The 25,092-nt window shown below is 69.2% G+C and carries 23 protein-coding genes and 1 tRNA gene; 9 read left to right on the top strand and 15 right to left on the bottom strand.

The genetic code is table 11. The features are described from left to right. Positions 1-44: 44 nt before the first annotated feature. Together ACN6LD_RS01125 and ACN6LD_RS01120 are read right to left on the bottom strand one after the other, a co-directional pair. Positions 45-338, bottom strand: coding sequence for a hypothetical protein (locus ACN6LD_RS01125; protein ID WP_445042213.1), 294 nt, complete (start codon positions 336-338; stop codon positions 45-47). Further along, positions 335-547, bottom strand: coding sequence for a helix-turn-helix domain-containing protein (locus tag ACN6LD_RS01120; RefSeq protein WP_445042212.1), 213 nt, complete (start codon positions 545-547; stop codon positions 335-337). Before ACN6LD_RS01120 ends, ACN6LD_RS01125 begins: the two co-directional genes overlap by 4 nt. A gap of 201 nt (positions 548-748) precedes the next feature. On the opposite strand from ACN6LD_RS01120, the gene ACN6LD_RS01115 reads away from it, so the two are divergent. The 3 genes from ACN6LD_RS01115 (at position 749) to ACN6LD_RS01105 (ending at position 3,169) form a co-directional block, all read left to right on the top strand. Further along, entirely contained in the window at positions 749-1,261 is a 513-nt protein-coding gene (locus ACN6LD_RS01115; protein WP_445042211.1) for a helix-turn-helix domain-containing protein, read from the top strand. 100 nt (positions 1,262-1,361) lie between these two features. Further along, the gene (locus tag ACN6LD_RS01110) at positions 1,362-1,781 is read left to right on the top strand and encodes a hypothetical protein (RefSeq protein WP_445042210.1); all 420 of its coding nucleotides are present in this window, start codon (positions 1,362-1,364) and stop codon (positions 1,779-1,781) included. Positions 1,782-1,813: 32 nt separating this feature from the next. Continuing rightward, complete coding sequence (locus ACN6LD_RS01105; RefSeq protein ID WP_445042209.1) at positions 1,814-3,169, top strand: hypothetical protein; 1,356 nt, start codon at positions 1,814-1,816, stop codon at positions 3,167-3,169. An 86-nt stretch (positions 3,170-3,255) separates the two neighbouring features. Here ACN6LD_RS01105 and ACN6LD_RS01100 read toward each other — a convergent pair. Beyond that, a tRNA-Val gene (locus ACN6LD_RS01100) sits at positions 3,256-3,327 on the bottom strand. A gap of 158 nt (positions 3,328-3,485) precedes the next feature. On the opposite strand from ACN6LD_RS01100, the gene ACN6LD_RS01095 reads away from it, so the two are divergent. From ACN6LD_RS01095 to ACN6LD_RS01085, 3 genes are all read left to right on the top strand, one after another. Next, positions 3,486-4,259: a DUF4097 family beta strand repeat-containing protein gene (locus ACN6LD_RS01095; protein ID WP_319187622.1), complete on the top strand. Its 774-nt coding sequence runs from the start codon at positions 3,486-3,488 to the stop codon at positions 4,257-4,259. Between the two features lie 74 nt (positions 4,260-4,333). Further along, positions 4,334-5,716, top strand: coding sequence for a hypothetical protein (locus ACN6LD_RS01090; RefSeq protein WP_445042208.1), 1,383 nt, complete (start codon positions 4,334-4,336; stop codon positions 5,714-5,716). Between the two features lie 109 nt (positions 5,717-5,825). Next, positions 5,826-6,377, top strand: a complete 552-nt coding sequence (locus ACN6LD_RS01085) for a DUF4383 domain-containing protein (RefSeq protein WP_319187619.1) — start codon at positions 5,826-5,828, stop codon at positions 6,375-6,377. Here ACN6LD_RS01085 and ACN6LD_RS01080 read toward each other — a convergent pair. The 3 genes from ACN6LD_RS01080 to ACN6LD_RS01070 form a co-directional block, all read right to left on the bottom strand. After that, positions 6,365-7,522: an amidase domain-containing protein gene (locus ACN6LD_RS01080; protein WP_445042207.1), complete on the bottom strand. Its 1,158-nt coding sequence runs from the start codon at positions 7,520-7,522 to the stop codon at positions 6,365-6,367. The two genes, ACN6LD_RS01085 and ACN6LD_RS01080, sit on opposite strands and share 13 nt — an antisense overlap. Positions 7,523-7,660: 138 nt before the next feature. Beyond that, positions 7,661-8,947: a polysaccharide deacetylase family protein gene (locus ACN6LD_RS01075; RefSeq protein ID WP_319187616.1), complete on the bottom strand. Its 1,287-nt coding sequence runs from the start codon at positions 8,945-8,947 to the stop codon at positions 7,661-7,663. Between the two features lie 48 nt (positions 8,948-8,995). Further along, positions 8,996-11,173 carry a transglycosylase domain-containing protein gene (locus tag ACN6LD_RS01070; protein ID WP_445042308.1) on the bottom strand — a complete coding sequence of 726 codons (2,178 nt, stop codon included), beginning with the start codon at positions 11,171-11,173 and terminating at the stop codon, positions 8,996-8,998. Between the two features lie 285 nt (positions 11,174-11,458). Between ACN6LD_RS01070 and ACN6LD_RS01065 the strand changes: the two genes are divergently transcribed. Further along, a complete protein-coding gene (locus ACN6LD_RS01065) occupies positions 11,459-11,677 on the top strand; it encodes an FmdB family zinc ribbon protein (RefSeq protein WP_079041556.1) in 219 nt (72 codons plus the stop codon). Between the two features lie 52 nt (positions 11,678-11,729). On the opposite strand, the gene ACN6LD_RS01060 is transcribed toward ACN6LD_RS01065, so the two are convergent. The 3 genes from ACN6LD_RS01060 to ACN6LD_RS01050 are packed head-to-tail and all read right to left on the bottom strand — an operon-like array spanning position 11,730 to position 16,324. Then, positions 11,730-12,548, bottom strand: a complete 819-nt coding sequence (locus ACN6LD_RS01060; protein ID WP_445042206.1) for an HAD family hydrolase — start codon at positions 12,546-12,548, stop codon at positions 11,730-11,732. Then, positions 12,548-15,133 carry a phosphoribosyltransferase gene (locus ACN6LD_RS01055; RefSeq protein WP_445042205.1) on the bottom strand — a complete coding sequence of 862 codons (2,586 nt, stop codon included), beginning with the start codon at positions 15,131-15,133 and terminating at the stop codon, positions 12,548-12,550. The genes ACN6LD_RS01060 and ACN6LD_RS01055 overlap by 1 nt, the downstream gene beginning before the upstream one ends. 24 nt (positions 15,134-15,157) lie before the next feature. Beyond that, a complete protein-coding gene (locus ACN6LD_RS01050; protein WP_319187610.1) occupies positions 15,158-16,324 on the bottom strand; it encodes an HpcH/HpaI aldolase/citrate lyase family protein in 1,167 nt (388 codons plus the stop codon). Between the two features lie 175 nt (positions 16,325-16,499). Here ACN6LD_RS01050 and ACN6LD_RS01045 point away from each other — a divergent pair, with 175 nt between their 5' ends. Next, positions 16,500-17,246 (top strand): TerD family protein, encoded by a 747-nt coding sequence (locus tag ACN6LD_RS01045; protein ID WP_319187608.1) that lies wholly within the window; start codon positions 16,500-16,502, stop codon positions 17,244-17,246. A 56-nt stretch (positions 17,247-17,302) separates the two neighbouring features. On the opposite strand, the gene ACN6LD_RS01040 is transcribed toward ACN6LD_RS01045, so the two are convergent. The 6 genes from ACN6LD_RS01040 to ACN6LD_RS01015 all read right to left on the bottom strand — a co-directional run bounded on the left by ACN6LD_RS01040 (position 17,303) and on the right by ACN6LD_RS01015 (position 21,887). Next, a complete protein-coding gene (locus tag ACN6LD_RS01040; protein ID WP_057583043.1) occupies positions 17,303-18,040 on the bottom strand; it encodes a TerD family protein in 738 nt (245 codons plus the stop codon). 101 nt (positions 18,041-18,141) lie between these two features. Then, the gene (locus tag ACN6LD_RS01035; protein ID WP_319187605.1) at positions 18,142-19,290 is read right to left on the bottom strand and encodes a DUF475 domain-containing protein; all 1,149 of its coding nucleotides are present in this window, start codon (positions 19,288-19,290) and stop codon (positions 18,142-18,144) included. 181 nt (positions 19,291-19,471) lie between these two features. Then, positions 19,472-20,047: a TerD family protein gene (locus ACN6LD_RS01030; protein ID WP_057583039.1), complete on the bottom strand. Its 576-nt coding sequence runs from the start codon at positions 20,045-20,047 to the stop codon at positions 19,472-19,474. Between the two features lie 141 nt (positions 20,048-20,188). Continuing rightward, on the bottom strand, positions 20,189-20,764 hold the full coding sequence (locus ACN6LD_RS01025; RefSeq protein ID WP_057583419.1) for a TerD family protein: 576 nt from the start codon (positions 20,762-20,764) through the stop codon (positions 20,189-20,191). A 113-nt stretch (positions 20,765-20,877) separates the two neighbouring features. Beyond that, complete coding sequence (locus tag ACN6LD_RS01020) at positions 20,878-21,336, bottom strand: peroxiredoxin (RefSeq protein WP_319187602.1); 459 nt, start codon at positions 21,334-21,336, stop codon at positions 20,878-20,880. A gap of 113 nt (positions 21,337-21,449) precedes the next feature. Further along, on the bottom strand, positions 21,450-21,887 hold the full coding sequence (locus ACN6LD_RS01015; RefSeq protein ID WP_319187600.1) for a DUF3052 domain-containing protein: 438 nt from the start codon (positions 21,885-21,887) through the stop codon (positions 21,450-21,452). A gap of 448 nt (positions 21,888-22,335) precedes the next feature. Here ACN6LD_RS01015 and aceE point away from each other — a divergent pair, with 448 nt between their 5' ends. Then, positions 22,336-25,083 (top strand): pyruvate dehydrogenase (acetyl-transferring), homodimeric type, encoded by a 2,748-nt coding sequence (aceE, locus tag ACN6LD_RS01010; protein ID WP_319187598.1) that lies wholly within the window; start codon positions 22,336-22,338, stop codon positions 25,081-25,083. Positions 25,084-25,092 lie beyond the last annotated feature (9 nt).

Below are 25,092 nucleotides of genomic sequence, written 5' to 3'. Positions count from 1 at the left end.
GCAGGGAGCCGTTCCGGGTCGCATCCGGGGCGGCTCTCGTGGTGTCAGGCCGGCTTCGCGAACGGCTCGACGGCCGTGCGCTCGTTCTCCTTGCGGAGGTCCTCGGCGGTGAAGGTGATCCGGCCGCCGTCGAGGTGGTGGTGGATCTCGCGCCGGTAGCAGCGCTGCTTCAGGACGCGCACGCTGCGGTAGGGCAGCAGCTGCTTCTCGACGACCTCCTCCGGCGTCCACCGGCGGAACTCGGAGCCTTCGTCGACGGCCAGGCGCTGTGCGGCGCTGGCGGCGAGGAGGCGCTTGAGCTTGGACTGGTGCCTGCGCGTGGCCTTCGTCCTGGTCACGGCTTCTTCTCCTTGGCTTTCAGCAGGTCAGGACTGATGTCGAGCACCGTGGCGACCTGCCGGACCTTGTCGTCTGCCGTCGTCTGGATCTGGCCACGCTCCAGGCGGGAGAGCCAGCCTCGGTTGAGGCCGGTCTGCTTCTCTACCTGGCGAAGGCTCAGATTCCGAGCGATACGGAAGGCGCGAATTGCTTGTCCGTTGGGTCTCACGTGGACGATCTAAGCGCACTCTGCCTACCTAAGCAAGCACTCTCATGCATCTTCTGCTCGTAATCCAAGCAATATGGAGTGGCGCGGCAGCTCGCAAGGGGCGTGAGATGCAACCAGGGGCGGACAATGCACTCAATGTGCGCAGGTCAATGCGCCGGATCCGTGCTATCCGCGTGCAACCCGATGCGGCATCATGGGGGCATGGACCAGGACTTCGCACGGCTCGGCGCAGAGCTCAAAGCAGCGCGCCTGCGGAAACGCCCTCGGATCACGCAGCCGGAGGCAGCCGAGGCTCTCGGTGTAGGCCGCAGCACCATCCAGAAGATGGAAAGCGAGAAGGCCTCGCAGGTCACGCCCACCACGGTGCGCGCCTACGCGCGGCTGCTGGGGTGGGCCGACGGCTCCGTCGGGCAGGTCCTCGCCGGCGGCGAGCCGACCATGACCCCCGAAGACGGTGCAGCCGGCGGCAACACCGCGCCGCAAGGGCTCGGCCTTTCACCGCTCGTCGAGCACGAGCTGCGCTCGGGCAAAGTCCTCGAGAGCCAGGTGTTCAATCTCGGCCCCGACGAATCCGACGGTCAGATCATCGTCGTACTCCAGGGCAGGAAGGACGCGACGCCGGAGGAAGTGGAACGCATCGCGGCCCGCTACAGACAAGCGCGTCGGCACCTTCAGGGCATCTCGTCAGACCGTGGCGAGGTTGCAGAGAGTTAGAGGAGTTCACGCAGACCACTCGCGTTGCAGCCGTGAGTATGGTTGCATGCACGGACCGTCACCGAGAGGGGGCACCACTCGGCGGATCGGGGTGTGCTGCATGCATTTGACCATCGAAGTGGAGCGAGTTCACGGCGCCTGGTTCGCGCCTTACATCAAAGATCACATCAACCCGGAAGAGGACAGCGCCACGTGCGTCTTCTACTTCCACTGGGACGACATCACAGACGAAGGCGCTGAGGCGTTCACTCAGGTCTTCACACAGCAAGCACTGCGGTGGAAGCCGCGCACAACAGACGCACCGAGAGGGCAGCGCATCCCCATCTGGATGGAGCTGGACCCGGACATGGAGCGCGGGTGCGCGATCGTCGTCGACGACCGGGCCACCTACATCAGGTACGTCGTGCGCGACGGCCTGATCACACAGAGGGCCGCCGACGCGATCACCCGCCATCAGTCCGAACGTTCACCGGACTGGGAGCGCCAGCCCGCGCGCTACGGCGCGCCTGAGGCCATCTGACCCCCAGCCGGACTCCAAGCAGGGGGTAACCAATGGCCTATGCGGAGAAGGTCTACAAGGTCCGCAACGGGAAGAAGACGAGCCAGTTCACCTGGCGCTGCAAGTACAAGGCACCACCAGGGCACCAGCCGCCGTGGCTGACCGAGTCCGGCTTCCCCACGAAGAAGACCGCGGAGGCGTGGGGCGACGAGCAGGAAGCCGCGATCCGGGCGGGAACCTGGATCGACCCGGCAAGGCTGTCCATGCCGTTCGGCGCCTGGGTGGAGGTCTGGAAGACGGCCAACCGTCGGCGCCCTCGCACTCATTCGAGCAGGGCCTACCTCCTCGACAAGCTCCTGATGCCCGAGTGGGAGTACACGCCGCTGAAGGACGTGAACAACGTCTTCGCGGTCCAGGCCTGGGCCACCCGCGTCTCGAAGCCTCAGGGTGCGCACGACCCGGCCACCGTCGCTCAGGCGCGGAGCCTGCTCTCCAGCATCCTCTCGGGCGCGGAGGACGCTGGGTACATCCCGACGAACAAGCTGTTCGGCCGGCGCATCCTCGTGGGGACGGATCACACCCCTGACGACGAAGAGGAGGTGTGGGCGCAGCCGGACGAGGTCCATGCGATGTACCAGCGGATGGGCGGGGTTCAGGGCTTGATGATGTTGACCGACTGCTACCTGGGCCTGCGCTGGGGCGAGCTGGCTGGGCTGCACAAGGACAACTGCCTTCTGAAGCGTGAGGACCGCGTCGACGGCCGGACCGTCGTCCGCCACGTCATCCGCGTGGACCCGAAGGTCGGCGCTCTGCACGAGGACCCGATCGAGCTGGACGACGAGGGGTTGGCGGCCTGGCACACGGCCGAGGAGAAGCGCCTGGAGAGGTGCCGGGAGAAGGGCTGGAAGGCGAACCGCAAGAAGCCTCCGAAGAGCCGCCTGGAGGTGTACCTGGGGCCGCCGAAGAACAAGTATTCGGCGAGGGAGGTCGACGTTCCTGAGTTCCTCGTGAAGCGTCTGGCCGACCACATCGAGGCGTGGCCGCACGAGCACCCGTTCTCGACGCCGAAGGGGACGTTCTGGCTCCGGGGCAACTTCGCCTCGCGGCACCTGCGGCCGGCTGCCGACGGACGGAAGGCGATCCCACGGAAGCGGGGGTACGCCGGCCGGGAGGAGTGGGAGCCGATCCTGCCCGGCTTCACGATGCGGGGGGCACGGCACACCCACGACACGTGGATGAAGGAGGACCGCGTGGACCGGGCCCTACGGTTCGCAACGATGGGGTGGGTGCCGAAGGACATCGAGGGGACGTACGAGCACGTCACGCCGGAGATGCGCAGGCATCGGCTGGACTGTCTGGCGGAACGGTGGAAGCGTGGCCGGCGCTCGGCGCTGCGGAGCGTGGCGTGAGGGCTCCCGGGAGTTGATCTCCCGAATATCCCCTAAATGATCTACAGAGGCCCCTTGCTGATCATGCAAGGGGCCTCTGACCTGTGTGGGCGCGGACGGTTTCGAACCGCCGACATCCTGCTTGTAAGGCAGGCGCTCTACCCCTGAGCTACGCACCCAGGACGAGTCGACAGCCTACATGGCCGCGGCACGTGCCCCGCAAACCCGTATCGGGGGTTACCCCCACCCCTGATCCGGGAGTGTGCCGGATCGTCCCGGGGCCTGCGGCTGCCTACCGTCGTAAGCGCATCGTCAAGCAGCCCAGGGGGAGATCGCCATGGTCCGTACCACCCGTTTCGCCCGCTCGGTCCTCGCCGCCGGGGCCGTCGTGGCACTCGCGGCAGGCGTGACCGCGTGCGGCGCCTCCGCCGCGGACGACGACCATCCCGACCACCGGACGTTCGGCATCTCGGGCAGCACCCTCACGATCGACTCCGACGACTCGGCGCTCGAGATCGTCGCGTCACAGGACGCCGAGGCCGGCAAGGTCGACGTCACCCGCTGGTTCGAGGGCTCGGTCGTCGTCGGCGGGAAACCCGAGGTGACCTGGTCGATGAAGGACGACCGGCTGACGCTGCGGATGCACTGCTCCGGCGTGGTCGCCGACTGCGCGGCCAAGCACCGCATCGAGGTGCCCCGCGGGGTCGCCGTGAAGGTCGAGGACGACGACGGCAGCGTGCGGGCGCGCGGTTTCCGGGACGCGCTGAGCGTGCACGCCGAGGACGGTTCCGTGCACGTCACCGACTCCACGGGACCGCTGGACCTGCGCACGGACGACGGTTCGGTCCGCGCCGAGGTCGCCGCCCGCTCGGTGACCACGCACACCCAGGACGGCTCGGTGCGCCTCACCCTCAGCAGCGTCCCGGACCGGGTGGAGTCGGTCAGCGACGACGGCTCGGTGACCATCGCGCTGCCCGCGGCCACGTACCGCGTGACGACCGAGACCGACGACGGCGGGGTGGACGTGTCCGTGCCGCGCGACGAGGCCAGCGCCCATGTGGTGAGCGCACGCACCGCCGACGGCAAAGTCACCGTCCGGAACGCGAACTAACCGGCCCGTGTGTTCGTCCTTAACCGGTGGGAGAATGACACCGGGCAGGGCGGATCACAGCACGGGAGAGGGATGTGACGGCGACACCAGTACGGCCGTACTCGCCGTCGCCGCCGCGCGCTGCACGTCGCGCGCTGGCCGCGCTGCAGGACTCCCTGATCCTCGTCGCCCTCCCACTGGCAGCCGCGCTGGCGCTGCCCGCGGCGTTCGCCGGCGGCGGCACCCGGCGCTGGTTCGGCGGGCGGTCGGAGGAACAGCGCGCCGAGGCCCAGGCCGCGAAGGACGCGGCGGCCGCCGCGTTCTACGAACTGGACAGCGCCCAGCGGGATCTGCGGATCTCGATCGAGACCATCAAAGCGGTGGACGACTCGCCGGCCGCCCGGCGCGCGGTCTCCGACTTCGAGGCCGTCGGCAGCCGTATCGACGAGGCCAGTCACCAGTACATCGACGCGGTGGACGCCCACGATCTCGACCGGGACGACCTGGAGGCGTCGGCGGCCGCCCAGGCGTGCCGCCGGCTGACCCGCGCCAAGGAGGAACTGGGCCGCGTCAAGCAGGAGCTGGACCGGTTCGCCGCCGGACTGGGGCCACTGCTCGGCAAGGCCGAGACGCAGCTGGCCCGGCTCGCGCCGGCCGTGGAGCGGGCCCGGCAGGCGCTGCTGGCCGCCTCCGGCGCGCTGGACGCGGCCCGGGGGAGCGGCCTGCGGGCGGACGATCTGGCGGCCCGGCTGGCGGCGCTCGCGCCGGAGCTGACGATGCTGAACCAGGGCGCGGGCCGGCACGGGGTGCCGCAGACCCTGGAGCGCGCCGAACGGGTCGCGCGGGAGGCGGAGGCGGTCCGCGCGGAGGCCGGCCGGCTGCCGGAGCGGGCCGCCGAGATCGACCACCGGCTGGTCTCGCTGCGCACCCGCGCGCAGGCGCTCACGACCCGCTCCGGACAGGTGGATCCGGTGCTCAGCGAGCTGCGCCGGAGGTTCACGGCGGCCTGCTGGCAGGACCTGCAGCATGTTCCCGACCAGGCCGGGGAGAACGTCCGGCAGGCCGAGGCGAAGCTGGCCGAGGCGCAGGCCGCACGGGACGCGCAGCGCTGGCCGGACGCCACCGCGCTGCTGTCCACGGTGCGGGCGCTGCTGAACACCACGGACGAGGCGGTGTCGGCCGCCGGCGATCGGCTGAGCAGGCTGAACGCGGTGCAGAAGGATCCGCAGGCGGAGATCGACCGGACCCGGTTCGCGATCCGGGACGCCCAGCGGCTGGCCATGGCGGGACGCAACACGCCCGACCCGCGGCACGCGCGTCCGCTGGACGAGTCGGTGGCCCGGCTGGAGCGGGCGATCGCCGCGCTGGAGGGCCGGCACCCCGACTACTGGCACTTCCTCACCGAGACGGAGGCTGTCCGGCAGGCGGTCGCCGGCACCGTGGCCCGGATCCGCGAGGAGCGCGGCACCGGGCACTGACATTGCCCCCGACGCTCGACGGGCGGATATTGGATGACGAGGGCACGTGCGGACATTCCGGGCACGTGACGTCCTTCTGTCGGCATGTCTCACCTATCGGGAGGCGGAGATGGCGACGCACGCACTGCGTTCCGGCTCGAAACGGCGGATCAGGATCGACGACCATCTGCCCGTCGATCACCGGCTGAACCTGGTCTACCGGATCGGCGCGGGGCTGATGGGCCTGGGTCTGATCGTCTTCGGCGTCTTCGGGATCATCGACAGGATCGGCTTCTTCGACACCGGCGGGGACCAGGTGTGGAGCCTCAACACCAACGGCGCGCTGAGCTGGCTGTCGGTCGCGGTCGGGCTGCTGCTCGTCGCGGGCATGGTGATCGGCGGGAACGTCGCGTCCACCCTGAACATGGTCTTCGGCGTGCTGTTCATCCTCAGCGGGTTCCTGAACATGGCCCTGCTGGAGACGGACTACAACTTCCTGGCCTTCGAGATCCAGAACTGCATGCTCAGCTTTGTGATCGGCATCCTGCTGATGGTGTTCGGGATGTACGGCAGGGTGGGGTCCGCCCTGCCGCACGACAACCCGTACTGGCGGGCCCGCCACCCCGAGGGGAGCGACGGGCCGGCCGGATCAGGTGCGGTGAGCCCCGATCAGGTGCGGTAGGCGTAGTAGTACGCCGTCGGGTAGGAGGCGACAAGGCTCGCCACCGACCTGCGCAGGGTGTTGTTCGAGTGGTACGTCACGTAGGGCACGCCGTTGCTCTTGGCCGTGACGATCATCGTGTGGTCCTTGGACCCGTCGCGGTCGAAGTCCATCTGGAGGACGTCGCCGACCTCGAGCTGGTAGACGTTGGCCAGCGGGGTGGTCCGCTTGGAGTTCTGGGCGAACCAGGACCACTCGTTGACGCCGACGAACGAGTCGGACTGGATGTCGGCGTTGCCGAACCACTTGGTGTAGTCGTACACGTAGCCCGGGACGTGCTTCCAGCCGCCGGCCTTGAGGGACTGGCTGACGAAGTTGGTGCAGTCGCCGCCCGCGGTGTGGTTGTTGAAGTCCGGGTAGTCCTTGTTGTACGTGTACACGTACTTCTCGGCGTAGGCCGCCATCGCCTTGTAGTCGTACGCGGTGCCCGTCTTCGGCACGGCGGCCGGGTTGCGGGTGGTCGCCGCGCGCTGGGCGTTCGGCATGGTGTCGTCCGCCGTCGTCACCTTCACCGTCGGCGTCGGCTTGGAGAGCGTGTTCACCGCGAGGCCACCCTGGTCGGTGTCCCGGATGGTGGTGAGCTGCCAGTTGCCCTGCTGGTCGGCCCTGAACGTCAGCTCGTGCCTGGCCTGGAACCCGGTGGTCTTCGGGGCGTTGCCGCGCGTCTGGGCGTAGGTCAGGGTCGTGGTCTCGGTGACCGCGGCCTTGGCCGTGCGGCCCGTCACGCGCGTGGCGTTCAGGGTGACGGTGGTGGCGGCCTTGCTGTACTTCTCGCCGGCCTTCGCCAGCTTCTCCTTGCGCTGGCCGAGCGTGGAGAGCGCAGCGTCCTCCGTGCGGGCCGTGCCGGAGCTCAGCTTGACGTCGCCCGAGAAACCGTCGGTCAGCGGCTTCGACCGGTCGCCCTGCGCGCCGGTGACCAGCGCGTCGGTACGGTCGGTGAAGACCGCGTCGGCCAGCCTCTGGAAGGTGGCCTTCGTCTTGGCGTCGACCGTGGGGTCGTCGACGACCGCGGCGCCCGCGGACCAGTTGGGCAGCAGCGCCACTCCGGCGACGACCGAGGTGGCGGCGGCCCCGAGTATCGCGACGCGGCGGCGTGTCGCCTTCAATTTCCTTGACTTCACTGATGTTTCCCCTCTTGCCCCGGCGATGGGATGCCGAGGAGGGCATCCTTGCACGGAGTGTGTGGCTGTTGTGAAGGGGGTTGCGGTTGAGGTTTGGTTACTTCACCCGCCGTCCCCCGGCGGTCACTTGACGACCGTCGACCAGTCCGGGCTCTGCGCGGGATCCAGCGTGCGCAGCCGCTCCAGCGTGGCGGGCGTCTGGACGTCCATCCAGTCGGCGAGCTCCTTGAAGGACACGCACTTGACGTCCTTCTTGGTGCACACGTTCTCGATGATCTGGTCGACGGCCTTCATATAGATGCCGCCGTTCCACTCCTCGAAGTGGTTGCCGATGAAGAGCGGGGCCCTGCTGCCGTAGTACACGCGGTTGAAGCCCGCCATATAGGCGTCGGCGGTCTCCTGTTCCCACTGCGGGTACTCGGCCGGGTTGCCCTCGACCTCCCCCTTCGACTGGTTGTACAGGAAGTTGAAGTCCATGGACAGGCCCTGGTACTTACCGCCCTCGTAAGGGAGCATCTGCAGCGGAAAGTCCCAGATGCCGTTCTTCTTCGTCGGCCAGATCTGGAAGTCGCCGGCGGAGGAGGCGTCGTAACGCCAGCCGTAACTCTTCGCGGCCTTCAGCAGGTTCGCCTGGCCCTCGAGGCAGGGCGCACGGCCGCCGACGACCGCCTTCTTGAAGTCGAAGGGCAGCGGGGCGATGTCCTTGTAGCCGGTGTTGGTCTTCCAGTTCTCGACGAACTTGTAGAACTGGTCGATCTCGCTCTTCCACTCCTCGACGCTCCAGTCCCCGCCGCCCTTGGCGCCGCAGAAGTGGCCGTTGAAGTGGGTGCCGATCTCGTTCCCCTCCTTCCACGCCTCGCCGAGCTGCTCCAGCGTGGTGCGGATGTGTTCGTCGGTGGGGAAGCTGATCGCCGCGGAGCCCTTGGGGTGCTGCGGCGGGGAGTACAGGTCCTTCTTGCTCTTGGGCAGCAGGTAGATGCCGGTGAGGAAGAAGGTCATGTGCGCGTTGTACTGCTCGGCCATCTTCCGGTAGTGCTCGAAGAGGCCGTCGTCGCCCATGAGCGCGCCGTCCCAGGAGAAGACCACGAACTGGGGCGGCTTCTCCCCCGGCTTGAGCGGGACCGCCTTCAGCTCACCCTTCTGCGGACCGGTGTACGAGGTGGACCCGTCCCCCAGGACATGTGTCTTGCCGTCCCACGCCGGCTCCTCGGTGGCCCCCGCCGACGCCTTCTTGCTGTCCCCCGAAGACGCCGTCGGCTCGGTGTTCGCCGTGCGGTTGAGCACCAGATATCCGGCCACCAGGGACGCGACGACGAGCAGCGCCGCCAGCGTCAGGAACCCCGGGTGCGTGGCAGCGGGGTGGCGCGTTGTTGCCGGGGCCTTGCGGCGGCGGCCCGACGGTGACTTCATGTGCGGCTCATTCTCCGGATTCTGGGGACGCGGGGGCCTGCGCGGTGGTCAGCCGAGCGGGCTCATGGCACCTGACCAGATGCCGTAGGGGACGCTCTTCTGGGTCGTGCCTGCGATGCCTTTCAGGGGAAGCGGTTCGAGGCTCTTGGTGAGGTCGATGCGGTAGACGACGACCGCCGTGGACACGGACTTGGCGGAGCCGACGAACCAGGCGGCGGTGTCGCCCTGGGTGGTGCCCGCCTTGCCGGCCACCCGGGAAGGCGTGGCGGGCGTGTCGGCGGGGTGGGCCGTGCGGAAGGAGTCGGCGAGCGCGGAGCTGACCTCCCTGGCCACGCGCGCGCTGATCGCGCGGTCGGCGGTCGGGGTGTCCAGGACGACCTTGGTGCCGTTCTTGGTGATCAGGCGCACCGAGTACGGCTCGGTGTGCTTGCCGTCCGCGGCGAAGGTGGCATAGCCGCTGGCCATGCGGATCGCGCTGGGCGTTGCGCTGCCCATGGTCAGGGCCGGCACCTGCGCCCCGAAGCTGGAGGGCAGCAGCCCGGACTTCTCGGCGCTGGCGCGCACCAGGTCCAGGCCGGTGTCCATGCCGAGCTGCATGAACGGCGTGTTCACCGACAGCTCCAGCGCCCGGCGCAGGGAGATCTGCCCGTAGGACCTGCCCCCGTCGTTCTGCGCGGCCACCTGCTTGCCGCTGCGGTCCCAGTAGGGGCCCTCGGGCGTCTTCACCGGCACCTTGTCGTTGCCGTCGTACAGCGAGTCACCGGTGACGGGCGTGGTGGCCCCGTCGCGGGTCTTGTGGACGCCGTGCTCGAGCCCGGCCGCGTAGACGAACGGCAGGAAGGCGCTGCCGGCCGGGACGGTGGTGGCGTTGGACTCGTTGTAGCCCTGCGTACGGTGGTCGGGGCCGCCGTACACGGCGAGGATCCGTCCGTCGGCGGCCACCGAGGAGGCGCCGTAGTGGGCGGCCTTCGCGTTCTTCGGATCGTCCTTGAGGGCCTTGTCGCGGGCCTTGGCGACGGCGTCGGTGAGCTGGGCCTCGCGCTTCTTGTCGAAGGTCGTGTAGATCTGGTAGCCGCCGAGGTCGAAGTCCTTGTCGGAGATGTTCCCGGCCTTCTTGGCGTACTGGGCGGCGAGTTCCACCAGGTAGTCGCTCTGCTCGCCGGTGTCGTACAGCGGGTTGGCCTTGAGCGGCTCGGGGAACTTCGTGTAGGTGGCGCGCTCGGCCTTCGACAGCTTGCCGGTCTCGACCATCCGGTCCAGGGTCCACGACCAGCGCTCGACGGCGCGGGCGCGGTTGGCGGAGTTGAGGGTCGGGTCGTACAGGCCGGCGCCCCTGAGGAGCGAGGCGAGGAACGCGGCCTCGCTGGCGTTGAGCTCGCCGACGTCCTTGCCGTAGTAGGCCTGGGCGGCGCGCTGGATGCCGTAGGTGCCGCGGCCGAACCAGCTGGTGTTGAGGTAGCCCTCGAGGATGTCGTCCTTGCTCATCTGGTTGTCGAGCTTGAGGGAGATCATCGCCTCGGTGAACTTGCGGCTGATCGTCTGGTTCTGGTTCAGGTAGACGTTCTTCACGTACTGCTGGGTGATCGTGGAGCCACCCTGCGTGTCGCCCTGGCCGATGGTGCGGAACAGGGCCCTGCCGATGCCCTTGAAGGAGATGCCGGGGTCGCTGTAGAAGCTCGCGTTCTCCGCGGAGAGCACGGCCCAGCGGACGTCCTCGGGGATGTCCTTCAGCGGCATCGCCTGCCGCTGCACCCAGCCGGTGCGGGCCATCGGCGTCCCGTCGGCCCAGAAGTACACGTTGTCCTGCTGTGTGGCATACGTGTTGAGATTGTCCGGGATGTCGGTGGCGGCGTAGGCGACGACCAGGAACATGGCGCTCAGGCCTATGGAGCTGAGGACCCCGCCGAGCCACTGCCGCCAGGAGGGTATCCAGCGCCGCCAGTCGTCACGGCCGGGCCGCGGGTACTGCGGGCGCAGTTTGCGGACGTACGGAGTGACACGAGACACATATGGCGCCAGCACGGCGAGGAGCGGGGCGAGCCGGGGGCCCAGAGCGGCGGAAATGCGGACATGCAGGGGAGGCCGGGGGGCTTTGCGCCGATTCTTCGACGAACGCGCCTCACCGTCGGCACCCCCCTGGGATATATCCGGCTCGACCGGTATGTCCGACACGCGCAGCTGCATGGTCTCGTCCGCCTGGAAAGCGGGCGGCACCTTCAACTGCATGGTGGCATCCGGCTCTTGGGGCTCCTCCCCCTGCCCCGCCTGGGTCACGACCCGTCTCCCTCCCGCACTCCGTATTGCTCGCAGGCAGACGTACAGACTTACGAGGGCCTGACATGGTTGCCGTTGACGCGGCCGCAAACAGTGAACCCTTCGACCTCGGGGCTCAGCGCGGCGCTCTCAAATTACCAGCGCTCTTCGCAAGTTCTCCACATAAGAAAGTGACAGAAGTGAACAGAGCTAAAACTGCTGACACCGTCTCCGAGCATAGGGGCTTAGTCTGACCGCATGCCTCGCTACGAGTACCGCTGCCGGACCTGCGGCGACACCTTCGAACTGAGCCGCCCGATGGCACAGTCCGCCGACCCCGCGGACTGCCCCGCCGGGCACGACGATACGGTCAAACTTCTGTCCACGGTGGCCGTCGGCGGAACGAAATCCGCCCCCGCGCCACAAGCGGGCGGCGGGGGCGGAGGCGGTTGCTGCGGCGGGGGCTGCTGTTCCTGAAGGTGTTACCGACGGAAACCCTTTCCGTCGGTCATGTACCGCTTGCAGCCCTTTACGCGGGCCGGGTTCCGCGGCAGTCCCTGAGGAACTCCCGCAGAATGCGCTCCCCCGCCAGCACGCCACGCTCCGGCAGGGCGGTGATCTGCGGGGCCGCCCAGGCCGCGTCGGCCAGCTCGCCGTGGCCCGGACGCCAGCCGCGGTCCGCGGCCAGCAGCAGGTCGGCGTCGAGCAGCGAGTCGCCCGCCGCGAGCGTCAGTTCGGCGCCGGTACGGCGGGCCACCTCGCGCACGGCCGCGCTCTTGGTGAGCGGCTTCGGCACGGCGTAGATCTTGCGGCCCTGGAGCGACACGGTCCAGCCGCGGTTCTCCGCCCAGGCCGCCAGCTCCTTCACCCACTCCTCGGGCAGCAGCTCGCGCTCCACGACGAGGTAGGCGAACAGGTCCTCGGCGACGCGCTGCTTGCGCAGCCAGAGCGGGTCCGCCGTCTTCGCCAGGTGCTCCTGGACCTCCGCGAGCGGCGCGCACTCGTCGGCCAGCCGCGCGAGCACACGTGCGTGCCAGTCGTGGTCGGTCGCCCCGTCGACGAGGAGATGGCCGCCGTTGGCGCAGATCGCGTACTTCGGCGGAGGCCCGGGGAGGTTGATGCGCTGGTACTGCTTGCGCGTCCGGGTGGTCGTCGGCATGAACAGCGCCGCGTCCCCGAGGTCGGTGAGCAGCTGCGCCGCCGTCTCGGTCATGAACGACAGCGGTCTCGCCTCGTGCACCTCCACGCACAGCAGCCGAGGCGCCCGGGCGTCCGGCATGGTCAGCGCCAGGGCCGCCGCCGAGTAGATGAGCGTACGGTCGAGGTCGCTCGCCACCAGAACCGGCATCAGACCGTCACCGCCTTGCCGTCGGCGCCGGTCGCGCCGCGGGTGAACTGCGGGTGGATCAGCCCCACGCAGGTGTAGGGCAGGTCGCCGACCTCCTCGACGGGCACCCCTCGCTGTCCGGCGAGCAGCCGCACGTGGTCCAGGTCGGCGCCCGCCCCGGCCCGCGCGAGGATCTTCCACGGCACCCGGCGCAGCAGCACCCGGGTGGTCTCGCCGACGCCCGGCTTGACCAGGTTGACGTCGTGGATGCCGTACTCCTCGCTGATCCGCTCGACCGCCGCCCAGCCTTCCCAGCTCGGTGTGCGGTCGCCGGCGAGCAGTTCCTTCACCGCGCCGCCGACGGCTTCCGCGACCTCGGGGAAGCGGGCGGCCACGGCGTCCAGGAAGTCCGTCGAGACGTCCACGCCGGCGAGTTCGCGGTAGAACTTCGCGCCGTGGAAGTCGTCCGGGCCGACCAGGTCGGCGCGCAGGACGGTCCGTGAGATCAGCCCCGAGACGGTCGAGTTGAGGCAGGCGGACGGGATGAGGAAGTCCTCGCGGGTGCCGAACGTCCGCACGCAGGAGCCCGGGTCGGCCAGCACCGCGATCTCCGGGTCGAAGCCCGCCGCACCGCCGCCCGCCTCGAACTCCTCGACCGCCGCGGCCAGTTCCCGGGTGATCGCGCCCTTTCCGGTCCAGCCGTCGACGAACACGACGTCCCGCGGGTCGTGATGGGCCGCGAGCCAGCGCAGCGCGTTGGCGTCGATGCCCCGGCCGCGCACGATCGACACCGCGTAGTGCGGCAGGTCGAGACCGTGCCGGAACTGCGCCCAGCGGCGCATCAGCACGCCGACCGGGGTCCCGGCGCGGGCGAGCGAGACGAGGACAGGCCGCGGGGACCGTTCGGCGATCACGGTCTCCGTGACGACGCCCACGGCCTGCGCGATCCGCGCCGCCGAGGTCTTGAGCGCCGCGTGGAACAGCTCCTGGTACTGCTCGCTGGGCTGGTACTCGACGGGCAGCGACTCGGCGTAGTGCGCGCCGCCGCTCTGGATGGCCTCCTCCCGCTCCTCGGTCGGCGCCTCCAGCGTCACGTCCGAGAGGTCCTGGAGCAGCCAGCCGACCTCCTCGGGCGCGTACGACGAGAAGGCGGGGCCGCGAAGGGGCTCGGGCAGCATGAGGGATCTCTTTTCCGGCAGTGCGGCTGCGTACAGCGGCTCGGGGACGTACGAGGGGACGACCGCGAGGACGACGTGCGGGGTGTGCGCGGCGAGGCGGGACAGCAGGCCGTCGGGGGCGTGCAGCGACGGGGTGTCCGCCACCGAGTCCACGACGGCGACGACGGCGTCGAAGCCGCCGCCTGCGACGTTATAGGCATAGCGCTCGCCGGGGCCGTCGGCGGGCTCGTCGTGGGCGGGGAAAACGATTCGGCTGCGTATCGCGTAGCCGGGGTCGTCGACCGCGAGGACGGGTGAGCGGGTGGTGGTCGAGTAGCGCACCTCTGCGGGCACGGCCTCCGCCAGCTCCCGCGCCAGCCGCAGCGGGGTGTACATCAGCTCCTCGAAGCCGAGGACGAGGACGCTCCGGGCGTCGCCGGGTATCGCCTCCGCCAGGCGGGCGGTCATGGCCGGGAGTGCGGCCTCCAGCCGGTCCCGGTGCGCCGGGGTGAACCCGTGCCGGCCGCCGTCCGGCAGCCCGCGCGGCCAGTGCAGGTCCACGCGGGTCGCGCTGCCCCGGGGGGACGTCTGCCCGGTGCGGTCGTCTGCCGGGTGCGCGCCTTGGGTGTCGCGGCGGGCGTCGGCCGCAACGTCCTCGAGGGGCGCGGGGAGCTGCGCGACCGGCCCCGACGAACCCGCGGCCGACCGCTCACCGTTCGCGGCGGCCTCCGCCTCGTGCCGGGCGACCAGGGCCTGTCCCTTCTCCAGCACCCCCTCCGGGAGGCGGACGGCGCCCGAGGCGGCGGCGACCAGGTCCACCCGGGCGCCGATCTCGCGGGCGAAGTCGTCGAGGCGGCCCGCGTCGGCCGCCGAGCGCATGTCGACGAGGGCGACGACGACGTACCGCTCCCGCGGATAGCGCCCGTGCAGGTCCCGGATCGTGTTCAGCACCGTGTTGCCGGTGGAGAACTCGTCGTCCACCAGCACCAGCGGGCCGTCGCCGACCAGCAGCGTCGGGTCCTCCGGAAGCAGCAGGTGGGAGGTGGCGTGGGAGTGGGACTCCTCGAAGCCGCCCGCCGTCGCGACGCCCGGGACCGGGCGCCGGGTGGAGTGCAGGTACGCGGCGACGCCGACGCCGTCGGCGACGCAGTGGCCGAGGCCGGTGGCCGTCTCCGCGTAGCCGAGGACGACCGCCTTCGCCGCCTCCTCGGGGCCGAGCAGCTCCCGCACGCGGCACCCGAGAGCGAGGCCGTGGCCGTGGACGACCGCCGGGGACTGCGGGACGTGCTTGCCGAGGACGTGGGAGACCAGCAGATGCGCCCGCTTGGGGTTGCGGCGCAGGGCCAGCCCCAGCATCTGCGGCAGCGCGTCGTCGCCCACCAGTTCCAGTCCGAGCCGCTCGGCGACCCAGGTCCCGGACCAGACCCCGTTGTTCACTGCGTTTCTCATGCGTCCCTAGATCGTGAGGTGTGTTCAGCCGGGAATGCCGGCTGCGAGCAGGTCGACGAAGCTGACGTCCTCGTGCGCGACGCCGAAGACCTCCGCGCGCAGCATGGTGCGCTCGGCCCAGGCGCGGTGCGGCTTCACCTCGTTCATCTTGTTCGTGTACTGCGACCGCAGTACACCCCCACCGCCGCGTTCCGGCCGCAGGATGTCCGCCGCGTCGCTGTACTCCTCGTGACTGACCACGGACAGCGCGTGCACGGCCGGCACGTGCGAGGGGTGGATGCAGGTCTTGCCCAGCAGGCCGTTGGCCTGGTCGAGGGAGATCTCGCGCAGCAGACCGTCCATCGCGTGCTCGATCAGTCTCTCGCGCAGCTCCACGGCCTGCCCCTCCAGGAAGGGACTGTGCCGCAGCATCGGCTTGAACATGCGCTCGGGGACCCTGAAGTACTCCCACACCGGCCCGGTCACCGTGAACCCGCTGCCGTCGGCCCGCCCCAGCATGTTCACCACGTCGGCGATCACGGAGGCGACGATCTGGACGTCGTAGGCGGTCATGTCGGGCGCCCGGCGCAGCCCGTACGCGGAGCAGAAGTCGGTCACGCCGAGGCGCAGCGCGAGGACCCGGCTGCGGTACTTGTCGACGGCGCGGGCGATGCCCTCCAGGGCGTCCACCCGCGACTCGCGGTACATCAGCTCCGGCGTCTCCAGCACGGGCATGCCGAACAGGCGGCGCCCGCTCGCCGCCTCCGCACCGGCCAGCGCCTCCAGGAAGGGGATGCCCCGCTCCTCGGTGAACTTCGGGAACACGAATCCGCTGAGCAGCCGCGCGGCGCCGCCGAGACGCCGGACCAGGTCGGGGATCTGTTCGGGCGTGCGCACCCGGATGAAAAGCAGGGGGAGCTCCACGCCCGACCGGTCCGCGAGGTCGGCGAACTGCCGGACGAGGTTCTCCTCGCCGGCCGCGACGTCCTCGTCGCCGATGGAGTCCTCCAGGCACAGCACCATCGACACCACGCCGCGCCCGGTCTGCTTGACGACGTCGTCCGCCAGCCGGGGCCGGGTGGCCGGGCTGTAGAGCGTGGCGCCCAGAGCCGCGGAGAGCAGCCTGGCCGGCGAGTCCGGGTCGAAGACGCACGGCTCCCGGTGGAACAGGCGCTGTCGCACCTCAGGGGCGAGGTGCCCGAAATGACGCATGAATCTCCCCCGTGGTGCAAGGTATGGCATGGATTCGGCAAGAGGTGGCCGGTAATAGTACGTAGGGATCCATGTCCCAGGTTCCCCCAGGGCATGAATTTCAGGTAACTCGTCCATGTAGGTCGCCGAGTACCCCGCGTTGTCGTGAGCAGGCCCGAGAAGGCAGGATGACCGCATGACGCACGCGATGCTGAAGGGGTCGAACGTCCCGCTGAAAGCCACCACGGTGCGCGCCGTGCTGCGCTGGACCCCCGGGCAGGGGGTCCCGGACGTCGATGCCTCCGCGCTGCTCCTCGGTCTCGACGGCCGTGTGCGCTCCGACGAGGACTTCGTCTTCTACAACCAGCCCCGGCACCCCTCCGGGAAGGTGTGGCGACTCGGCAAGAAGCGGGTCGCCGAGGGCCTCACCGACACGATCCAGACCGATCTGTCCGGTGTCGAGTCCGGCGTCGGCCGTATTCTCCTGACCGCTTCGGCGGACGGCGTCACGTTCGACCGCGTACGTGCCCTCACCATCGCGCTGTACGACGCGACGACCGACGGCGAGCCGCTGGCCACCTTCGACATCCGCCCCGAGACGGGCCAGGAGACGGCCCTGATCTGCGGCGAGCTGTACCGGCGCGGCGACGGCTGGAAGTTCCGCGCACTGGGCGAGGGCTATTCCAACGGCCTCAAGGGGCTGGCCACCGACTTCGGCATCTCGGTCGACGAGTCCGAGGAGGCCGACGTCCCCGAGGCCGCCACGCCGGCTCCGCAGACGCCCAGCCTGTCGCAGCCGCTGCCGCCGGAGCGGCCCACGTCGGCCGTCCCCCAGCAGCCGCCCGCCTACGGCTATCCGGCCAGCCTGCCGACCTACGGCTACGGCTACCCGGACGGCTCGTTCCGGCTGCCGCCGCAGGGACCGCAGTTCGTCGGACGCTGAGGACGCCGAGGACGCCGAGCGGCCGAAGGCTCCGGGTGGGCCCCGGAGGACCTCCGCTACCGCTCGGCCTTGGTCTTGTAGCCGCGCCCCCACTGCAGCCCCCACCCGTACAGCCGGTCCAGCTCCGCCTGGAAGCCGTAGACGAACCGCACCTCGCGGCGCACCATCAGCTCGCCCTTGACGTTCTCGATCATCACCACCGCGCAGGAGCGGGCCTGGGGGTGCCGCTCGTCGAGGCCGATCTCGATCCGCGGGCCGTTGCTCGGGTACAGCGTGACGATCGCGTGGGTGCGGTCGAAGGCCGGCGTCTGGTCGTAGATGTACACGAAGACGAGCAGCCGCTTGATCTCGTCGCGGTGGTCGAGGTTGACGTACATCGTCTCGCCGGACGCCGACCCGAACCGGTCGTCGCCGCTGAGCTTGACGTACGGCGCCGCGTTCACGTCCCCGAGCAGTCCGCCGAGCGGCTGCACGACGCCCTTCGTCCCGTCGGCCAGCTCGTACAGGCAGCCGAGGTCGAGGTCGACGTTGACCATGCTCTGGCTGTGCCCGACGACCTCCGGCGGCCGCAGCGCCTTGAACGGGTGCCGCAGCAGGCTCTCCCGCTGGGGCCCTCCGATGTCGGACGTCCGCATCCGCCAGGCCAGGTTGACCCGCAGGTTGCCGGTGGCGGCCCCCTGTTTGGTGAGCGAGACCTGGCTGTGCCGTTTGGTCAGCTCGATTGCGTTCGTGGCCGCGTTGCCCGAGTCGAAGTCGGTCGCGCGGCTGCCCAGGAGCCCGTCGAAGATGCCCATTCCCCGCCCCCACGTCCCATGATGAAAACCGGCGGGGCGGCCGTGGAGGACAGTTTCCTCACCGGCCGCCCCGCTCAGAGCGTTCCTCCCGCAGAAGGTGATCACACCCCGGACGAGACCTCAGTCTTGTCGTCCGAGGCCGTCGCTTTTCCCTCTGCCGCTGCCAGCGCGTTGTTGCGGCGCACGGAGGACCAGAAGGACCAGGCGATCAGGACCACGCCGACGAGGCCGGTGATGACCTCGTTGATCTGGTACTGGATGGTGACCATGAGGATCACGGCGAGGGCGCCGATCGCGTAGTGGGCGCCGTGCTCCAGGTAGACGTAGTCGTCGAGGGTGCCCTGGCGGACCAGGTACACGGTGAGGGACCGGACGTACATCGCGCCGACGCCGAGGCCGAGGGCCATCAGGACGATGTCGTTGGTGATGGCGAAGGCGCCGATCACTCCGTCGAAGGAGAAGGACGCGTCCAGGACCTCGAGGTAGAGGAACATGAAGAACGCGGCCTGGCCGGCGAGGACGATCGCCGGGCGCTGCTTGCCGGTGCGCGCGGCCTCTTCCTCCTCCTCGTGCTCCCGCTCCTCCTCTTCCTCGAGCTTGTCCTCGAAGTAGCCGGAGAGACCGCCGACGACCATGTACGTGATCAGGCCGGCGATGCCGGAGATCAGGACCGTCTCCGCCTTGTCCACGTGGGCCCCGCCGTGCTGGTGGGCGTGCGTGGCGAAGGTGAAGGACGTGATCAGCAGGACGATCAGCGCGATGCAGACCGACAGCATGTCGACCTTGCCGAGCTTGGCGAGCGGGCGCTCGATCCAGCGCAGCCACTGGATGTCCCGGTCCTCGAAGATGAAGTCCAGGAAGATCATCAGCAGGAACATGCCACCGAACGCGGCGATCGACGGGTGGGCGTCGGTGACGAGCTGCTGGTACTGGTCCTTGTCGTTGAGCGCGAGGTCGACCGCGTCGATCGGACCGATCTTGGCGCTGATGGCGACGATGACGACGGGGAAGACCAGCCGCATGCCGAAGACCGCGATCAGCACGCCGATCGTGAGGAAGATCTTCTGCCAGAAGGCACTCATCTTCTTCAGGATCCCGGCGTTGACCACCGCGTTGTCGAACGACAGCGAGATCTCCAGGATGCAGAGGATCGCCACGATGCCGAGCGCCTCCCACCCCCCGTAGAAGGCCGCTGCGACGAGGCCGAGCGCGGTGATCGCGAACGACCAGCCGAAAGTTTTCAGAAGCACTGGCTACCCAATCCTGTGTTGGGGGTCCCCCCAGACGGATCTGAGGGCGGGTTTCCCCCGCGCCGTACTCGGCTTTACGAAACGTTGACTTCCAGCTGCGAAGTCTAAGGGTCGACTGCTCCGTAGGGGGCGGGCGGGCCCCGTACCGATCGGTAGCCGGCCTCCGTGCGGAATGCGGGACCTAGGAGACGTTCACCCCGAAGTCGAGCGCGATGCCCCGCAGACCCGACGCGTACCCCTGTCCCACGGCCCTGAACTTCCACTCGCCCTGGTACCGGTACAGCTCGCCGAAGATCATCGCGGTCTCCGTGCCGGCGTCCTCACTGAGGTCGTAGCGGGCGAGCTCCTGGCCGTCGGCCTGGTTGACGACGCGGATGAACGCGTTGGACACCTGACCGAAGGTCTGGCCCCGCTCGTCGGCCATGTGGATGGAGACGGGAAAGACGATCTTGTCGCACTGCGGCGGCACCTTGAGGAGATTCACGATCAGCGACTCGTCGTCGCCCTCGCCCTCGCCGGTCAGGTTGTCGCCGGTGTGCTCCACCGAGCCGTCCGGGCTCTGGAGCTGGTTGTAGAAGACGAACCACTCGTCCCCCATGACCCGCCCGCCGGTGCACAGCAGGGCGCTGGCGTCCAGGTCGAAGGCGGCTCCGGTGGTGGAGCGCGCGTCCCAGCCGAGTCCGACCATCACCTGAGTGAGGTTCGGCGCGGCCTTGGACAGGGAGACGTTGCCCCCCTTGGCGAGCGTGACGCCCATATTGCTGGTCCTCCCCTAGGTCGTGCTCAGGCAGTCTCTTCGGTTGTCCTGCACCCCCGGAGGGGACCCCCAGGCGCCGCCCGTGAGAACGGTGCGGCGCCTGGGGTCGGACGATCGGGTGACTCGGGTGGTGCGGGTGACTCAGACGTTGACGCCGAAGTCCTGCGCGATGCCGCGCAGACCCGAGGCGTAGCCCTGGCCGATGGCACGGAACTTCCACTCGGCGCCGTGCCGGTACAGCTCGCCGAAGACCATCGCGGTCTCCGTGCTCGCGTCCTCGCTGAGGTCGTAGCGGGCGATCTCGGCGCCGCCGGCCTGGTTCACGACGCGGATGAACGCGTTGCGGACCTGACCGAAGGACTGCTGGCGGTTCTCCGCGTCGTAGATCGACACCGGGAAGACGATCTTGTCGACGTCGGCCGGGACCGTGGCGAGGTTGACCTTGATCGCCTCGTCGTCGCCCTCGCCCTCACCGGTGGTGTTGTCACCGGTGTGCTCGACCGAGCCGTCGGGGCTCTTCAGGTTGTTGAAGAAGACGAAGTTGGCGTCACTGGCGACCTTGCCGGCGTTGTTCACCAGCAGCGCACTGGCGTCCAGGTCGAAGTCGGTGCCGGTCGTGGTGCGGACGTCCCACCCCAGACCGACGATGACCGCGGTCAGGCCCGGGGCCTCCTTGGTCAGCGATACGTTGCCGCCCTTGCTGAGGCTGACTCCCACGAACTCCTCCATTGGTCTCTGGGGCGGGGAGCCCCGTGATGCGTCGGATATCGGATCAACGTGTCGATCCTAGTGACGGGTTCCCGAAGCACGCAGGCCCTGGGGCCGAAGAATCACAGGGTGTCGAGCGCCTTGACGTACTCGCCGAGGTCGCGGGCGTCCGGCAGGGCGTTCACGACCGTCCAGCGCACGACGCCCTCCTTGTCGATGACGAAGGTGCCGCGCACCGCGCAGCCCTTGTCCTCGGCGAAGACGCCGTAGGCCCGGGACACCTCGCCGTGCGGCCAGAAGTCGCTGAGCAGCGGGTACTCCAGGCCCTCCTGCTCGGCGAAGACGCGCAGGGTGTGGATCGAGTCGTTGGACACGGCGAGCACCTGGGTGTCGCGGTCGGAGAACTGCGGCAGGTGGTCGCGCACCTCGCACAGCTCCCCGGTGCACACACCGGTGAAGGCGAAGGGGTAGAAGAGCAGGACGACGTTCTTGTCGCCCCGGAAGTCGGAGAGCCTCACGGCCCGGCCGTGGTTGTCCTTGAGCTCGAAGTCGGGGGCCTTGTCGCCGACCTGGATCGCCATCGCCTGGATGTCCCTTCGGGTGGGGCTGTCTGGGTGAGACCCACCCTACGCAGCAGCCGCCGAAGGCCGACGGACGGGCCGAAGGCGTGAGCCCGGCCCGTCCGCACGTCACATCACTTCTTGGACTTGGCCGCCTTGGGCGTCACCAGCCGGCTGCCGCTCCAGTCCTTGCCGACGCTGACGCTCTTGCTGGCCGACAGACCCGCAGTCGTCGCGGCTTCGGAGACGTCGCTCGGCTCCACGTATCCCGTACGGCCGGTCTTCGGCGTCAGGAGGAGGATCGACCCGCCTTCCTCGATGTACGTGGTGGCGTCCACCAGCGCATCCGTCAGGTCTCCGTCATCGTCGCGGAACCAGAGCACCACGGCGTCGGCGACGTCGTCGTAGTCCTCGTCCACCAGATCGCTGCCGATGACTTCCTCGATGGACTCGCGGAGCTCCTGGTCGACGTCGTCGTCGTAGCCGATCTCCTGGACCACCTGCTCGGGCTGGAAACCCAGCCTGACGGCAGGGCTGGTCCGCTCCTCCGCGTGGTCCGCGGTCGCGCTCACGGGTTGCCTCCTGATCTTGATTCGGATGGGGTTCCCCCGGGCCCGTCCAGGGCTGGGGGGAATCTCAGCCACGCGCGTGCGCGAGGCATTGGCCGTAGTCCACACGGACGGGACGGATCGCGCAAGTACCCGGCGGTTCGGACCGCCGAAACGGTGACGATCCTGGCCGTCTCGACGCAACTCCAAGCACACGATGCGGACGAATGGTGACGTACACCACACCTATCTGCCCTGTTTGCGCATTTGAGAACCATCCAAGGGTACGAGATGCGAACAGGCTGCTGTTACCTAGGGGTAGAGATGACGTTTGCGGCGCCTAGGTAGACGATGGGGCGGTGCAGGCGCCCGGGAGCCAGGCGGAGCCATCCGCGTGACGCCCGGGAGGCGCCGAGCGAGACCCATAGCCCCACCCAGCCCCACACAGCCCCTCTGACAGGTAAGGAACAGCGTGGCTTCCGGATCCGATCGCAACCCGATCATCATTGGCGGCCTTCCGAGTCAGGTTCCTGACTTCGATCCCGAGGAAACCCAGGAGTGGCTCGACTCCCTCGACGCCGCGATCGACGAGCGCGGCCGGGAGCGGGCCCGCTATCTCATGCTGCGCCTGATCGAGCGGGCCCGCGAGAAGCGCGTGGCCGTGCCCGAGATGCGCAGCACGGACTACGTCAACACGATCCCCACCAGGGCCGAGCCGTTCTTCCCGGGCAACGAGGAGATCGAGCGCAAGATCCTCAACGCGACCCGCTGGAACGCGGCCGTCATGGTGTCCAGAGCCCAGCGGCCGGGCATCGGCGTGGGCGGCCACATCGCCACCTTCGCCTCCTCTGCGTCCCTCTACGACGTCGGCTTCAACCACTTCTTCCGCGGCAAGGACGAGGGCGACGGCGGCGACCAGGTCTTCTTCCAGGGCCACGCCTCGCCGGGCATCTACGCGCGCGCGTTTCTGCTCGACCGGCTCAGCGAGGACAACCTCGACGGTTTCCGCCAGGAGAAGTCCAAGGCGCCGCACGGGCTGTCCTCGTATCCGCACCCGCGCCTGATGCCCGACTTCTGGGAGTTCCCGACGGTGTCGATGGGCCTCGGCCCGATCGGCGCGATCTACCAGGCGCGGATGAACCGCTACATGCACGCGCGCGGGATCGCCGACACGTCGAAGTCGCGCGTGTGGGCGTTCCTCGGGGACGGCGAGATGGACGAGCCGGAGTCGCTCGGCCAGCTGACGATCGCCGCACGTGAGGGCCTGGACAACCTGACCTTCGTGGTCAACTGCAACCTCCAGCGGCTCGACGGGCCGGTGCGCGGCAACGGCAAGGTCATCCAGGAGCTGGAGTCGGTCTTCCGGGGCGCCGGCTGGAACGTGATCAAGCTGATCTGGGACCGGTCGTGGGACCCGCTGCTCGCGCAGGACCGCGACGGCACCCTCGTCAACCGGATGAACACGACGCCGGACGGTCAGTTCCAGACGTACGCCACCGAGTCCGGCGCCTACATCCGGGACCACTTCTTCGGCGACGACCACCGGCTGCGCGCGATGGTCGAGGGCATGACCGACGACCAGATCCTGCACCTGGGCCGCGGCGGTCACGACCACCGGAAGATCTACGCGGCGTTCAAGGCGGCCGTGGAGCACACAGGTCAGCCGACGGTCATCCTCGCCAAGACGGTGAAGGGCTGGACGCTGGGCCCGAACTTCGAGGGCCGCAACGCCACGCACCAGATGAAGAAGCTGACGGTCGCCGACCTGAAGGGCTTCCGCGACCGGCTGCACCTGCCGATCTCCGACAAGGAGCTGGAAGGCGGCGTGCCGCCGTACTTCCACCCCGGCCGGAACTCGGAGGAGATCCAGTACATGCACGACCGCCGCAAGAGCTGCGGCGGCTACGTCCCGACCCGTGTGGTGCGCTCCGAACCGCTCGCGCTGCCGGACGACAAGACGTACGCGAGCGTGAAGAAGGGCTCGGGCCAGCAGTCCATCGCGACGACCATGGCCTTTGTGCGGCTCCTCAAGGACCTCATGCGGGACAAGGAGCTCGGCAAGCGGTTCGTGCTGATCGCGCCGGACGAGTACCGCACCTTCGGCATGGACTCCTTCTTCCCGAGTGCGAAGATCTACAACCCGCTCGGCCAGCAGTACGAGTCGGTCGACCGCGAGCTGCTGCTGGCGTACAAGGAGTCGCCGACGGGTCAGATGCTGCACGACGGCATCTCCGAGGCGGGCTGCACCGCCTCCCTGATCGCGGCGGGATCGGCCTACGCCACGCACGGCGAGCCGCTGATCCCGGTCTACGTCTTCTACTCGATGTTCGGTTTCCAGCGCACCGGCGACCAGTTCTGGCAGATGTCGGACCAGTTGGCGCGCGGCTTCGTCCTGGGGGCGACCGCCGGGCGTACGACCCTGACCGGTGAGGGACTCCAGCACGCGGACGGCCACTCGCAGCTGCTCGCCTCGACCAACCCGGGCTGCGTCGCCTACGACCCGGCCTACGGTTTCGAGATCGCGCACATCGTGCAGGACGGGCTCAGGAGGATGTACGGCAGTTCCGCCGAACACCCGCACGGCGAGGACGTCTTCTACTACCTGACCGTCTACAACGAGCCCATCCAGCACCCCGCCGAGCCGGCGAACGTGGACGCCGAGGGCATCCTCAAGGGCATCCACCGCTTCAGCGAGGGCGCCTCGGGGTCGATCCCGGCGCAGATCATCGCGTCCGGCGTGGCCGTCCCGTGGGCGGTCCAGGCGCAGAAGATCCTCGCCGAGGACTGGAACGTCAAGGCCGACGTCTGGTCCGCGACCTCCTGGAACGAGCTGCGGCGCGAAGCCGTCGAGGTCGAGCGGCACAACCTGCTGCACCCCGAGGAGGAGCAGCAGGTGCCGTACGTGACGCGCAAGCTCTCCGGGGCCGAGGGGCCGTTCGTGGCCGTCTCGGACTGGATGCGGTCGGTGCCGGACCAGATCGCCCGATGGGTGCCGGGCACGTACCAGTCGCTGGGCGCGGACGGCTTCGGCTTCGCCGACACCCGCGGGGCGGCTCGCCGCTTCTTCCACATCGACGCCGAGTCGGTGGTGGTGGCGGTGCTGACCGAGCTGGCACGGGAGGGCAAGGTCGACCGGTCGCTGCTGAAGCAGGCCATCGACCGGTACCAGCTGCTGGACGTCTCTGCGGCGGACCCGGGGGCCGCCGGGGGCGACGCGTAGTCTCCGCAC

The sequence above is a fragment of the Streptomyces sp. SAS_272 genome (assembly GCF_052543235.1).
This window is presented reverse-complemented; position numbering and strand designations above follow the sequence as displayed.

What these genes read in the sequence shown, in the direction of transcription:
- ACN6LD_RS01030 (WP_057583039.1), bottom strand. Translation starts at nt 20,047, where the DNA reads ATGGGCGTCACGCTCGCCAAGGGGGGCAACGTCTCCCTGTCCAAGGCC.
- ACN6LD_RS01105 (WP_445042209.1), top strand. Translation starts at nt 1,814, where the DNA reads ATGGCCTATGCGGAGAAGGTCTACAAGGTCCGCAACGGGAAGAAGACG.
- ACN6LD_RS01040 (WP_057583043.1), bottom strand. Translation starts at nt 18,040, where the DNA reads ATGGGCATCTTCGACGGGCTCCTGGGCAGCCGCGCGACCGACTTCGAC.
- ACN6LD_RS01070 (WP_445042308.1), bottom strand. Translation starts at nt 11,173, where the DNA reads ATGCAGTTGAAGGTGCCGCCCGCTTTCCAGGCGGACGAGACCATGCAG.
- ACN6LD_RS01055 (WP_445042205.1), bottom strand. Translation starts at nt 15,133, where the DNA reads ATGAGAAACGCAGTGAACAACGGGGTCTGGTCCGGGACCTGGGTCGCC.
- ACN6LD_RS01050 (WP_319187610.1), bottom strand. Translation starts at nt 16,324, where the DNA reads ATGCGTCATTTCGGGCACCTCGCCCCTGAGGTGCGACAGCGCCTGTTC.
- ACN6LD_RS01085 (WP_319187619.1), top strand. Translation starts at nt 5,826, where the DNA reads ATGGCGACGCACGCACTGCGTTCCGGCTCGAAACGGCGGATCAGGATC.
- ACN6LD_RS01075 (WP_319187616.1), bottom strand. Translation starts at nt 8,947, where the DNA reads ATGAAGTCACCGTCGGGCCGCCGCCGCAAGGCCCCGGCAACAACGCGC.
- ACN6LD_RS01110 (WP_445042210.1), top strand. Translation starts at nt 1,362, where the DNA reads ATGCATTTGACCATCGAAGTGGAGCGAGTTCACGGCGCCTGGTTCGCG.
- ACN6LD_RS01060 (WP_445042206.1), bottom strand. Translation starts at nt 12,548, where the DNA reads ATGCCGGTTCTGGTGGCGAGCGACCTCGACCGTACGCTCATCTACTCG.
- ACN6LD_RS01095 (WP_319187622.1), top strand. Translation starts at nt 3,486, where the DNA reads ATGGTCCGTACCACCCGTTTCGCCCGCTCGGTCCTCGCCGCCGGGGCC.
- ACN6LD_RS01065 (WP_079041556.1), top strand. Translation starts at nt 11,459, where the DNA reads ATGCCTCGCTACGAGTACCGCTGCCGGACCTGCGGCGACACCTTCGAA.
- ACN6LD_RS01045 (WP_319187608.1), top strand. Translation starts at nt 16,500, where the DNA reads ATGACGCACGCGATGCTGAAGGGGTCGAACGTCCCGCTGAAAGCCACC.
- ACN6LD_RS01020 (WP_319187602.1), bottom strand. Translation starts at nt 21,336, where the DNA reads ATGGCGATCCAGGTCGGCGACAAGGCCCCCGACTTCGAGCTCAAGGAC.
- ACN6LD_RS01115 (WP_445042211.1), top strand. Translation starts at nt 749, where the DNA reads ATGGACCAGGACTTCGCACGGCTCGGCGCAGAGCTCAAAGCAGCGCGC.